The organism is Rodentibacter heidelbergensis (assembly GCF_002000125.1).
Taxonomy (GTDB): Bacteria; Pseudomonadota; Gammaproteobacteria; order Enterobacterales; family Pasteurellaceae; genus Rodentibacter; species Rodentibacter heidelbergensis.
On record NZ_MLHH01000014.1, the window covers coordinates 116190 to 128782 of the forward strand.

At 40.6% G+C, this 12593-nt stretch carries 8 protein-coding genes and 4 tRNA genes; 6 read left to right on the forward strand and 6 right to left on the reverse strand.

What is annotated here, in order from left to right:
- The first annotated feature begins 230 nt into the window (after positions 1–230).
- The 4 genes from BKK48_RS07235 to rlmB all read left to right on the forward strand — a co-directional run bounded on the left by BKK48_RS07235 (position 231) and on the right by rlmB (position 5986).
- Positions 231–1736, forward strand: a complete 1506-nt coding sequence (locus BKK48_RS07235) for a sugar ABC transporter ATP-binding protein (RefSeq protein WP_077427463.1) — start codon at positions 231–233, stop codon at positions 1734–1736.
- Positions 1737–1787: 51 nt separating this feature from the next.
- Positions 1788–2741, forward strand: a complete 954-nt coding sequence (locus tag BKK48_RS07240; protein WP_077427464.1) for an ABC transporter permease — start codon at positions 1788–1790, stop codon at positions 2739–2741.
- A gap of 124 nt (positions 2742–2865) precedes the next feature.
- The gene (rnr, locus tag BKK48_RS07245; RefSeq protein ID WP_077427465.1) at positions 2866–5202 is read left to right on the forward strand and encodes a ribonuclease R; all 2337 of its coding nucleotides are present in this window, start codon (positions 2866–2868) and stop codon (positions 5200–5202) included.
- Between the two features lie 43 nt (positions 5203–5245).
- Positions 5246–5986 (forward strand): 23S rRNA (guanosine(2251)-2'-O)-methyltransferase RlmB, encoded by a 741-nt coding sequence (rlmB, locus tag BKK48_RS07250; RefSeq protein ID WP_077427466.1) that lies wholly within the window; start codon positions 5246–5248, stop codon positions 5984–5986.
- A gap of 113 nt (positions 5987–6099) precedes the next feature.
- Here rlmB and BKK48_RS07255 read toward each other — a convergent pair.
- From BKK48_RS07255 to BKK48_RS07270, 4 genes are all read right to left on the reverse strand, one after another.
- Positions 6100–6175: transfer RNA gene (locus BKK48_RS07255), tRNA-Val, on the reverse strand.
- Positions 6176–6220: 45 nt separating this feature from the next.
- Positions 6221–6296, reverse strand: a tRNA-Val gene (locus BKK48_RS07260).
- A gap of 49 nt (positions 6297–6345) precedes the next feature.
- Positions 6346–6421: transfer RNA gene (locus BKK48_RS07265), tRNA-Val, on the reverse strand.
- Between the two features lie 151 nt (positions 6422–6572).
- Positions 6573–8477: an LTA synthase family protein gene (locus BKK48_RS07270; protein WP_244154883.1), complete on the reverse strand. Its 1905-nt coding sequence runs from the start codon at positions 8475–8477 to the stop codon at positions 6573–6575.
- A gap of 354 nt (positions 8478–8831) precedes the next feature.
- Between BKK48_RS07270 and gltX the strand changes: the two genes are divergently transcribed.
- Positions 8832–10274, forward strand: coding sequence for a glutamate--tRNA ligase (gene gltX, locus BKK48_RS07275; protein ID WP_077427467.1), 1443 nt, complete (start codon positions 8832–8834; stop codon positions 10272–10274).
- A gap of 78 nt (positions 10275–10352) precedes the next feature.
- Positions 10353–10428, forward strand: a tRNA-Ala gene (locus tag BKK48_RS07280).
- Between the two features lie 112 nt (positions 10429–10540).
- Here the strand turns inward: BKK48_RS07280 and BKK48_RS07285 are convergent.
- Positions 10541–11809: an O-acetylhomoserine aminocarboxypropyltransferase/cysteine synthase family protein gene (locus BKK48_RS07285; protein WP_077427468.1), complete on the reverse strand. Its 1269-nt coding sequence runs from the start codon at positions 11807–11809 to the stop codon at positions 10541–10543.
- Positions 11810–11932: 123 nt separating this feature from the next.
- Entirely contained in the window at positions 11933–12592 is a 660-nt protein-coding gene (rluA, locus tag BKK48_RS07290) for a bifunctional tRNA pseudouridine(32) synthase/23S rRNA pseudouridine(746) synthase RluA (protein WP_077427469.1), read from the reverse strand.
- Between the last annotated feature and the right edge of the window lies 1 nt (position 12593).

Genomic DNA, 12593 nt, shown 5'->3' on the forward strand with positions numbered 1-12593 from the left:
GAATAAACTATGTTGAAAAAGAGAAGTTTTGGTTCTTGTTATTTGTTCACTCCGCTTATTCTCGCAAAATCTATCATTGTCGGTGTTTCAATCTATCGCTTTTCTGATAAGTATCCGACTTCTTTAGGTGAAAGAATTCCAAAATATAAGGAGTAAATCGACCGCACTTTGATGACAACAATAACAATGATTTTTAATCTTTATTTTTAACTGATTTAAAGGAGTTGAAAATGGCTAATAGTTTAAACTCTCCCTATATTTTAGAAATGAGAAACGTTTCAAAAACGTTCCCCGGGGTGAAAGCCCTTGATGGCATTAATCTTCGTGTTAGGCGGGGAAGCGTTCACGCCTTAATGGGAGAAAATGGTGCAGGAAAATCGACTTTAATGAAAGTCTTGTATGGCATCTACATTCCCGATGAGGGAGGCGAATTAATTTTAGACGACAAACCTTTCAAACCAAGCCGTCCTATTGATGCGATCCGCAGTGGTTTAACGATGGTACCACAGGAAATTTCACCCGCCGCTAATTTAACGATAGCAGATAATTTTTACTTAGGACGAGAGATCACCCAAGGTAAGTTTTTTCTTGATCAAAAAACCATGAATAAACAGGCGGCTGAGATTTTAAAAGAGTTGGGTGTACCTATGGATGTGACGGTTAAAATGTCTGATGTCTCCGTTGCAAAAGCACAATTGGTGGCGATTGCCACAGCGGTATCTAACGATGCCAAGGTCATCATTATGGACGAACCCACCACGGCATTAACGGAAAATGAAGTTGAACAACTTTATCGAATTATTGAAACCGTGAAAGCAAGAGGGATAGCCATTATTTTTATTTCCCACAAATTAGACGAAGTTTTCCGTGTTTCTGATGAAATTACCGTTATTCGTGACGGTCAATATGTAGACACCAAACCGGCTCATGAAGTCAGTAAAGAACAACTCATTTCTATGATGGTTGGGCGTGATATGTCCGAAATGTTCCAACGTGAACGCTTTGAACTTTCAGATGAAATTGCGCTTGAAATAAAAAATTTCACCCGTGCGGGACATTATCAAGATATTAATTTTTCTGTACGCAAAGGGGAAATTTTTGGTATTGCCGGATTAGTTGGCGCTGGGCGTTCAGAGATTGTCGAAGGATTATTCGGCTATAAACCGGCAGATTACGGTGAAATTTATATTAAAGGTGAAAAAGCGAATATTCATAATCCGCTTGATGCGATGAAATATAAAATTGGTTTTGTGACAGAAGATAGAAAACTGACTGGATTATTTTTAAATTTAAGCATTACCGACAATATGATTATGCCGGAGATGTCTCCTTATCTGGAAAACCTTCTCGTTTCAGCGGATAGAGCCCAAAAAACGGCAAATGAACAAAAACTAAAGCTAAAAATCAAAGCGCCAAATGTTGATGTGATCACCAATAATCTTTCCGGTGGAAATCAGCAAAAAGTGTTACTTGCCCGATGGTTACTGTTAGAACCTGACATCCTTATTCTTGATGAACCGACAAAGGGAATTGATGTGGGGGCGAAAGCGGAATTGTATAAATTGATGGTTGAACTCTCTAAACAAGGGAAAACCATCATTATGATTACTTCGGATATGCTGGAACTTTTATCAATGAGCGATCGCGTTATGGTGATGCATGAGGGACGCCAAGTGGGCATTATTCCTCATAAAGAACTCACGCAAGAACGGGTGCTTGAATTGGCTTCAGGTTAGTTCTTGAATTCATCACGATCAGCTTTTAATGACAAAAATAAGAGGTTTACTATGGAAAACGTAACATTGAAGAAAATGATCAATGCTTATGGTATGGTCTTAATTTTAATTCTTCTCTTTTTGGGATTATCTGTTTCAATCGATGGTTTTTTCTCAGCAAGAACCGTATGGAGTATTATTGAACAAGTCTCCATGTTTGGCATTATTGCCATTGGGGTAACATTTATCATTATTACAACCGGTATTGATTTATCATCCGGCTCGGTGGTGGCATTAACTGCAGTAGTTTCTGCTTCCGTGGTGACAGGTGGCGATGCAGTTTCTTCCGCATTACTTGCTTTTGCTTTATCTATTTTAATTGGTGCAGGACTGGGGCTAATTAACGGTGGATTGACTGCTATCGGTGGTATTCCCCCTTTTATTGCCACATTGGGAATGATGATTATTGCCCGTGGTGCAGCCCAACTTTATTCTGACGGACGCCCGATTGATGCTTCTTCAGAAGCCTTCACTTGGATTGCCGATGTGAATATTTTTGGCCTGCCAGGATTGGTGTTGTTATATATTTTAATTGTTATTGCCAGCCATATTTTGCTTAGCCGTTCTACATTCGGTCGTCATGTCTATGCGGTTGGGGGAAACTTAAATGCAGCGAAAATCTGTGGTATTAACACCAATCGCACATTAATCTGGGTTTATATTCTTGGCGGTGCATTATCCGGTTTGGCGGGAGCGTTGCTTGCTTCTCGGACTTATGCGGGTAATCCTTCCTATGGATTAGCTTGGGAGCTTGATGCCATTGCCGCAGCGGTAATTGGCGGTGTTTCTTTAAGTGGCGGTTTCGGTACTATTCCAATGTGTGTGATTGGTGCTTTAATTATTGGTACAACGAATAAAGGGTTAAATATGCTTGGGGTTGACCCATATTGGCAACAAATTGTAAAAGGGGCAATTATTGTCATCGCTGTATTATTGGATACCTTAAAACGTCGTAAAAAAGGTTAATCAAACAAAGAAGCGGATTAAAAATCCGCTTCTTCTTTCTATTTTCCACCGAATGTTCCTATTTCCTTGCATTATCCCCTTTACAGTGTCAAACTCTCCCCACTTTTTAAAACTGTAAAAAATAATGATAAAAAAACGAAAATACCAAGATCCTCACTATCAACAAGAATTAGCAAAATATGGTAATCCTATCCCAAGTCGGGAGCTTATTTTAAATGTCATTCGTGAAAATAATGCCCCAATGAATCGGGAAGAAATTTTGACCGCACTTTCTATTCGTGATGAGGAAAAAATAGAAGCGATTCGACGTCGTTTGCGAGCAATGGAAAATGACGGACAGCTTGTGTTTACGAAACGTAAACGCTATGCCTTGCCGGAAAAACTTGATCTGGTTAAGGGCTTAGTGATAGGCCATCGAGAAGGCTTTGGCTTCTTACAGGTTGAGGGGAAAAAAGAGGATTTATTTATTCCTAATCACCAGATGCAACGCGTGATGCACGGTGATTTTGTGTTAGCCCAGCCGGGCAATTTAGATCACCGTGGTCGCCATGAAGTCCGTATTGTGCGAGTGTTGGAAAGTCGTAAGAAACAGATTGTCGGGCGGTTTTTCTTAGAAAACGGTTTTGGTTATGTGGTGCCTGATGATAGCCGTATCGGGCGTGATATTCTTGTGCCAAATGAACACCGTAATGGTGCCCGTATGGGGCAAGTGGTTGTGGTGGAATTGCAACAACGCTCCGCAGCATTCAGCCAGCCAATAGGGGTTATCACCGAAATTTTGGGTGAGAATATGGCAAAAGGGATGGAAGTCGAAATAGCGTTGCGCAATCACGATATTCCTCATCAATTCCCGGCTGCCGTGGAAAAATATGTTAAAAAATTCACGGAAGAAGTACCGGCAGAGGCGAAAAAAGGTCGGGTGGATTTGCGTGATTTACCCCTTGTGACCATTGATGGTGAAGATGCCCGAGATTTTGATGATGCGGTGTACTGTGAAAAACAAGGCAAAGGTTGGAAACTTTGGGTGGCTATCGCCGATGTGAGCTATTATGTGCGTTTGCGATCAGCACTGGATAACGAAGCCTATAACCGAGGAAATTCGGTTTATTTTCCAAACCGAGTGGTACCGATGTTGCCGGAGGTGTTGTCGAACGGATTGTGTTCCCTTAACCCGCAAGTAGATCGCCTATGTATGGTCTGCGAAATGCAAATTTCGGCGAAAGGGAAGCTGACGAATTATCGTTTTTATGAAGCAGTGATGAATTCCCATGCCCGTTTAACCTACACCAAAGTGGCAAAAATATTGGAGGGGGATAAGGAACTTCGTGAGCGTTATCATTCGCTTGTGCCACATTTGGAAGCGCTTCATCATCTTTATCAGGCATTGGTTTCTGCCCGTCATCAACGTGGGGCGATTGATTTTGAAACCATTGAAAGCAAATTTATCTTTAATGCCATGGGGCGTATTGAACGTATTGAGCCGGTAATTCGCAACGATGCCCATAAAATCATTGAAGAATGTATGATTTTAGCCAATATTGCGGCGGCAAATTTTATGGAAAAACATAAAGAACCGGCCCTGTATCGTATTCACGCCACACCAAGTGAAGAAAAGCTGACCTCATTTCGTGCTTTTCTCAGTGAGTTCGACTTAACCTTGGAAGGGGGAATGAAACCGACTACGAAAGATTACGCTGCACTGTTAGAAAAAGTGAAACACCGATCGGATCACGAATTAATTCAAACAATGTTGCTCCGTTCCTTAAGCCAAGCAGTGTACAATGCAGACAATATCGGACATTTTGGTTTGGCATTGGAAGAATATGCCCATTTTACCTCACCTATTCGCCGTTATCCTGATTTAACGCTTCATCGAAGTATTAAATATTTACTTGCTAAAGAGCAGGGCGCAAAGCGTAAAACGACCGATACCGGTGGCTACCATTATTCTTTTGAGGAAATGGATCAGCTTGGTGATCATTGCTCGATGACTGAACGCCGTGCAGATGAAGCCACTCGTGAAGTGGCGGATTGGTTAAAATCCGAATATATGCAAGATCACGTTGGCAGTGAATTTAACGGGGTCATCTCTTCTGTCACCGGTTTTGGACTGTTTGTACGTTTAGATGAGCTGTTCATTGATGGTTTAGTGCATATTTCAACGCTAGAAAACGATTACTACCAATTTGATGGAACAAAACAACGTTTAATTGGTGAAAATAGCGGAATGCAATATCGTTTGGGTGATAAAGTGTGTGTTCGTGTCGAAGCTGTCCATTTGCAACAGAAAATGATTGATTTTTCTCTGGTGGGGAGCGAACGTAAACCCCGCAGAGCGGGAAAAACAGCGAAAGAGCGGGCCAAGAAAGCCTTTAAAGAATTACCGCAAAAGGCCAAGAAAAAGCGTAAAAGTGCGGTTAAAAATACAAACGTTTTTTCAAAAAAGACAAAACGAAAATAATAGGGTGCAGTATTCATCCTAAAATCAAAAATAGAGAAAAATTATGTCAGAACAGATTTATGGTATTCATGCCGTCAATAGCATTTTGGCTCATACACCGGAGCGTTTAATTGAAGTGTTTGTATTAAAAGGGCGTGAGGATAAACGTTTACAGCCTTTGTTGAACTCGCTTCATGCAATGGGGATTGGCGTGCAGTTTGTTAATCGCCAAACGCTGGATAAAAAAGCAAATGGTGAAGTGCATCAAGGGGTTATTGCACGCATACAAGCAGCAAAAGAGCTTAATGAACATGATCTTGATGCAATACTTGCCAAAAAACAAAATCCGCTTTTATTAGTGCTTGATGGCGTCACTGATCCCCATAATCTCGGCGCTTGTTTGCGTACTGCTGATGCGGCGGGGGTCAGTGCAGTGATTGTACCAAAAGATAAATCAGCACAACTCACCTCAGTGGCTCGCAAAGTGGCCTGTGGTGCGGCGGAAACCGTACCGCTTATTCGTGTTACCAATCTTTCCCGTACTCTTCGTGATTTACAACAAAATCACAATATTTGGGTGGTGGGCACTGCCGGCGAAGCGACAGAAACCCTTTACCAAAGCAAATTGACCGGTGCGTTGGCGCTTGTGATGGGGGCTGAGGGGGAAGGTATGCGTCGTTTAACCCGTGAACATTGCGATCAATTAGTGAGTATTCCTATGGCGGGATCTGTTTCTTCGTTGAATGTTTCTGTGGCGACAGGGGTATGTTTGTTTGAAATTGTTCGTCAGCGTTTAGGCGTATAAAAGAAAAGTTGATTGAGGAAATGCGGTTGAGCGTGAAAGGCGTTTAACTGCTTTCACATATAAACTAAGAACAAATTGGAAATATGTAAACACTGGGATAATGAGAGGAAATTTGGTGGGCGATACCGGTCTCGAACCAGTGACCCCCTCCTTGTAAGGGAGGTGCTCTCCCAACTGAGCTAATCGCCCGATGAAAAAACCAAATAGGTTATCGGATAATTCTAAATGACTAAGTGGTGGGCGATACCGGTCTCGAACCAGTGACCCCCTCCTTGTAAGGGAGGTGCTCTCCCAACTGAGCTAATCGCCCACTTAGAATCGCTTAGAATTTTGGGTGACAACAGAGTACTTAAAATAAGTGGTGGGCGATACCGGTCTCGAACCAGTGACCCCCTCCTTGTAAGGGAGGTGCTCTCCCAACTGAGCTAATCGCCCTCTGTTGTGGGTGGGAATTATAGAGATTTTGGGATTTTCGTCAAACTTTTTTTTCAAAAGTATGCCTAATTGGTGTTTTTTTAATCTTGCTAAGAGGGTTTAATCAAATTGAGATTATCCTGCCTTGAGGAAAAGTTTGCTCAATGAGCGCCTAGGATTGAGCGTTTTCTCCACATTGAACAAGATAATTAATCTGCCAACGTAATAATTGCTGATAATCTTTTATTTTTTGCTTTTCTTCAGGTGTGGTTGCTAATACATTTTTGATATCAATACAGTAGTCATTTTGCCATAGATACTTGATAGGGTTTTCTCTTGTTAAATCAATCACGCCCGAGCGGTCAGCCCACGCCCAAGGTGTGACGGCAAAGGCGTACTCTTCTTCATCTTGTAACGAAAACATATTTCTCCCGCCAACCGTCCAATATTCTGCTTCAGATAAGCTGACTGAAAAAAGTGTGGGCATAATATCTTTATGAGAGCCGATTCTATTTTCATCAAAATAAATGGGGAAATGTTTTTTTAAGGTTTCAGGTAAATAGATTAAAAAAGGAACTGAATTGGATAAAAAGAGTTCTTTTGGCATCTCTTCTCTTAATGAGCGGACATGATGATCGCCTGTGGCTGCAAGAATAATGCGATCTTGTAAAGGGCCTTGAGTGAGCCTATCAAAAAATTCGCCTAATGCATTACAGGCATATTGATAGGTCGCTAAGGTGTTATAACGCTCTTTATCATTATTCCCGTATTTTCCTCTTAATAGAGAAGGGGATAAATTTTTAGGATGATAAGTTTGAGGTATTTGGTAAGGCGGATGATTGGTCATGGATAAAATGCTGATAAAAACTGGGGAATCACTTTCAATGAGTTGTTTTTCTGCGAATTTAAAGGCATATTCATCCGCTACACCCCAATAGGATTGGCTGATCTTTGCCTCGGGAAAGGCATCAATAAGACTGTTTTGATCATAAACTTCATCTACCCCTTGTTTGAGAAAATAATTACCTAAATTACGCCACATCATATTACCGGATGTAATAAAAATAGTTCGATAACCCTGTTTTTTATAAGTGAGATATGTGCTGAAAGGTAAAGCTGTTTTTTGGGCGATAGATTGTGAGATATTTTCTATAGGGCTATTAAAAAAGAGGTTGGATACGGTTGATGCGGTTCCCACATATTCTGCAAGAAAGCGTTTAAATAAAAATTCTTGGTGAAAATAAGGGCGTAATTTACCTAATAGGTCATTGCGATGAGGATCATCATATGCCAGCAAGTTAAATCCAAAACTCTCCATTAATGAAAAAACAACATGGGGTTTATTTTGGGCTAAATAATCATTTTTATCGGTCTTTTTTATTAAGCTTTCTGCATTGAAAACCGATTTTATAAGCTTGTTTCCTTCTTCTTTCTCCACATGAATAAAACGAATTTGCTGTTTTTTATCGGTAAACGCCCATTGCATGGCAATAATACCATTCGGTACCATTTTATTGATTAGTGTATGATTGCTCACTCGAGCATGATTTCGACCCAAGGGTTCTGAACGCAAAGTACCACGGGCTAATAAGAAGAGCATTGATATGATCAGGGGTAAAACGATATAAGTGAGATAAGGTTTCCAACCCAAATGATAACCATAATTTAATATTGAGAAATTAATTCCCCAAAAGAGTAATGAAATAAGAGTGGTAATAATGATGAAATAAACAACAGGATAATCATCATAAATGTTCTTAATAATGGCTTTTGTATCGTCCTCAATAAGTCCAAAAATAAAAATATCATAATGATTATTATAGGTTTGATAATAATAAATATTCCCTATTAAGATAGCCAATGCTAAGAAAGAAATAATTGTAATATAGGTTAATAAGCTATATATCATTAAAGAATGATGGATAAAAAGGGTTGAGATGCCGAAGAGTAGAAAAGGGGAAAGAATAATAGCAATAATTTTTAAGTCAAAACGTAGTCCGAAAAGATAAAGGCGTTTAAATGAAGATGTGTATTGGCGATTTTCTCTCAGTTCTTTTGGAATAAATTTGTGAACCATCAGGTATCGAATAGCAAAAAACAAAGAAGTAAAAAGAAAAAAATTAACAATAAGACTAATAAAAATGGATTGAATATTATGATGAACCATGGATTCGCCTAGGAATTAAATAATGATTAAATTTATTGTTTAACATCATGAGAGGTAATGAGAACAAGAGGCTCTCTACAAATTTAAAATCCTCTCTAAATAAAGAGGTAAATTATAGAGTGGTAAAAATTTTGTCAAACAGATTTTGCCGTTTTGTGTTTGTTTGTTAAATTTTTCATCTTAATTTTAAGTTTTTGCTATTATTCATCTGAAAGCATAGCTAAAATAGCAAGGTTTTATCTCAAATTTGTAGGTGATAGTAAAATGAAAATTGAAACGCTTTTTCCTTTTGACCCCAATGTCAAAGTTCGTACACGATTTGCACCAAGTCCAACGGGCTATTTGCATGTAGGAGGGGCTCGTACAGCGCTCTATTCTTGGTTATTTGCCAAACACAATAACGGTGAATTTGTACTACGCATTGAAGATACGGATTTAGAACGCTCAACACCGGAAGCGACAGTGGCAATTTTAGAGGGAATGGAATGGCTTAATTTGGCTTGGGAGCATGGGCCTTATTATCAAACTAAACGTTTCGATCGTTATAACCAAGTGATTGATGAAATGCTTGAGCAAGGTTTGGCTTATCGTTGCTATTGCACGAAGGAACGTTTGGAAGAATTACGTCATAAACAAGAGAAGAATAAAGAAAAGCCACGTTACGATCGTCATTGCTTAAATGATCATAGTCATTCGCCAAATGAACCTCATGTAGTACGCTTTAAAAATCCAACGGAAGGCTCAGTCGTTTTTGATGATGCGGTGCGTGGGCGTATTGAAATCAGCAATAGTGAATTGGATGATTTAATTATTCGCAGAACCGATGGTTCACCGACGTATAACTTCTGTGTGGTGGTGGATGACTGGGATATGGGGATTACTCACGTTGTTCGTGGTGAGGATCATATTAATAATACTCCACGTCAAATTAATATTCTCAAATCTCTTGGTGCACCGGTTCCGGTGTATGCCCATGTTTCTATGATCAATGGGGATGATGGACAAAAACTCTCTAAACGTCATGGTGCAGTGAGTGTGATGCAATATCGTGATGAAGGGTATTTGCCGGAAGCCTTGGTCAATTATCTCGTGCGTTTAGGCTGGGGACATGGCGATCAAGAGATCTTTAGCCGTGAAGAAATGATTAAGTATTTTGAATTAGATCAGGTAAGCAAATCAGCTAGTGCCTTTAATACCGATAAACTGTTGTGGTTAAACCATCATTATATTCGTGAGTTACCGCCGGAATATGTGGCAAAACACTTGGAATGGCATTATCAAGAGCAGGGTATTGATACCTCAAACGGCCCCGCATTAAGTGAAATTGTGACAATGCTTGCCGAGCGTTGTAAAACCTTAAAAGAAATGGCAAGCTCAAGCCGTTACTTTTTTGAGGAATTTGAAACCTTTGATGAAGCAGCAGTAAAAAAACATTTCAAAGGCAATGCGTTGGAAGCCCTTGAAAAAGTAAAAGAAAAATTGACCGCACTTTCAACTTGGGATTTGCATTCCACCCATGAAGCCATTGAGCAAACCGCTGCAGAACTTGAAGTAGGGATGGGAAAAGTCGGTATGCCGTTACGCGTAGCAGTGACTGGCGCCGGGCAATCTCCCTCAATGGATGTGACCTTAGTGGGAATTGGCCGTGAACGGGTACTTTCCCGTATTCAACGGGCCATTGATTTTATTCAGTCCCAAAATGCTTAATATTTAATCGCCTGATTTTTTCAGGATAATTTCATATTGACAGGAACGGCGGTAAAATTTAAGATATCGCCATCTTTTGGGGATATAGCTCAGTTGGGAGAGCGCTTGAATGGCATTCAAGAGGTCGTCGGTTCGATCCCGATTATCTCCACCAAATTCATAAAGCAAGGTTAACACCTTGCTTTTTTTATTATAGCCAGACTACGTCTGCCTATAATAAAAGTGCGGTGAATTTTCACCGCACTTTGTCCATATTTTATTGAAATTTATTTCATCGCATTAAAGGCTTGTTCAATATCGGTCAAAATATCCTGTATATTTTCAATTCCGACAGAAATGCGAATGAGCCCGGCGGAAATATTAATTTTCGCTAATTCTTCTTCAGTCATTTGACGATGCGTTGAGGTTGCCGGGTGTAATGCACAGGTTCTAATATCGGCAACATGGACTTCGCGAGAAATTAATTTTAATGCATTTAACCATTGCGCCGCCCTTTCACGCCCTCCTTTCAGCTCAAAAGAGATCACGCCACATAAACCATTCGGGAGGTATTTTTGCTTGAGGGCGTAGTCCGGTGAGCTTTCTAATGCCGGATAGTTGACACTGTTTACAAGCGGTTGATTTTCTAGGAATTTGGCAACAGCGAGTGCATTGTTATAGTGAGCTTGCATTCGCAAAGGAAGGGTTTCCAGTCCTAAATTTAGTAAAAAGCTGTTTTGTGGTGCAGGTGTTGCACCAAGATCGCGCATCAATTGCACGCGTGCTTTGACAATATAGGCGGCTTTACCAAAAGTTTCAGTATAAATTAAGCCGTGATAGCTGGTATCAGGCAAGGTGAATGCCGGGAATTTACCGTTGTGCCAATCGAAATTGCCACCGTCAATCACTACGCCGCCAAGTGCAACGGCGTGACCATCAAGATATTTTGTGGTGCTATGGATCACAACATTTGCGCCGAATTCAAAAGGACGGCAGAAATAAGGGGTGGCAAAAGTATTATCTACAATAAATGGCACCTGTGCTTTTTGGGCGAGTTTGGAAAATTTATTGAAATCCAATAGGCGTAATTCAGGGTTGGCGATGGTTTCACCGAATACGGCTTTCGTATTGGGTTGAATGGCTTTTTCAAGTTCTTCAAGCGGTTGGGTTTGGTCGACAAAAGTTACGCTGATCCCCATTTTGCGGAAAGTATGGGCGAAAAGATTATAAGTTCCGCCGTAAATTGAAGTAGAAGAAATAAAGTGATCACCGGCTTCTAAAATATTCATTAAGGCGTAAAAAGTTGCCGCTTGACCGGATGAGGTACATAACGCTCCGATGCCTCCTTCAAGTGCCGTTAATTTTTCTTCTGCCGCATTAGTGGTGGGGTTAGAAAGACGTGAATAAAAATAACCTGATTTTTTTAAATCAAATAAATCACCAATTTCCTCTGCACTATCATAAGTGTAAGTGGTGCTTTGTACGATTGGTTGAACGCGAGGTTCACCTGATTTTGGCGTGTAGCCTGCGTGTAAACATTGGGTTTCAAAGTGCATTATGTTTTCCTTAAATAAAGATAGAAGATGCTGTCAACGTTATCACGCTTTATTGGTATACGCAATGCACCAAAATCTTGAAAGCCCTAGAAAAACATGAGAAATTTTTACCGCACTTTGCCTTTAAAAATCCACCTTTGCGTAAAACGTCATCGCCTCTCCCGTGATGGGGTGGGTGATGCTTAAGCTTTCTGCGTGTAAGCAAAGACGTGGCGACATGCTTTTGGCTTGTGGATGTGCGTAGAATTTATCCCCTAAAATCGGGTGGCCTAATGCCAGCATATGTAAGCGGAGTTGGTGGGAACGGCCGGTAATGGGGGTGAGTTTTACCCTTGTGCTGTTATTGGGTAAACGCGCTAAAACGTCAAATTTTGTGACCGCTCTTTTGCCAAAGACAAAATCTAAACGTTGGCGTGGGCGGTTTTCCCAATCGCAAATCATGGGTAAATCTACCTCGCCACTGTCTTGTGCGAGATGCCCCCACACTAAGGCTTGATAATGTTTTTTCGGTTCACGTTCACGAAATTGGCGTTTAAGCTCTTTGTCAGCTGCTTTGCTCAAGGCAAATAAAATAAGGCCGCTGGTTGCCATATCAAGACGATGTGCCGGTTCGCAAAAGCCGAATTTTTCTTTCACCCGGCTCATTGCACTGTCGTAATATTGCACTTGGTTGCCGGGTACGGAAAGCAACCCGCTCGGTTTATTGACCACGCAAATGTAGTTATCTTGATAAATAATGTCTAAATAGGGTTCCAGTGGGGGATGATATTCAATCAGTGCCATT

What these genes read in the sequence shown, in the direction of transcription:
- BKK48_RS07235 (WP_077427463.1), top strand. Translation starts at nt 231, where the DNA reads ATGGCTAATAGTTTAAACTCTCCCTATATTTTAGAAATGAGAAACGTT.
- BKK48_RS07240 (WP_077427464.1), top strand. Translation starts at nt 1,788, where the DNA reads ATGGAAAACGTAACATTGAAGAAAATGATCAATGCTTATGGTATGGTC.
- rnr (WP_077427465.1), top strand. Translation starts at nt 2,866, where the DNA reads ATGATAAAAAAACGAAAATACCAAGATCCTCACTATCAACAAGAATTA.
- rlmB (WP_077427466.1), top strand. Translation starts at nt 5,246, where the DNA reads ATGTCAGAACAGATTTATGGTATTCATGCCGTCAATAGCATTTTGGCT.
- BKK48_RS07270 (WP_244154883.1), bottom strand. Translation starts at nt 8,477, where the DNA reads ATGGTTCACAAATTTATTCCAAAAGAACTGAGAGAAAATCGCCAATAC.
- gltX (WP_077427467.1), top strand. Translation starts at nt 8,832, where the DNA reads ATGAAAATTGAAACGCTTTTTCCTTTTGACCCCAATGTCAAAGTTCGT.
- BKK48_RS07285 (WP_077427468.1), bottom strand. Translation starts at nt 11,809, where the DNA reads ATGCACTTTGAAACCCAATGTTTACACGCAGGCTACACGCCAAAATCA.
- rluA (WP_077427469.1), bottom strand. Translation starts at nt 12,592, where the DNA reads ATGGCACTGATTGAATATCATCCCCCACTGGAACCCTATTTAGACATT.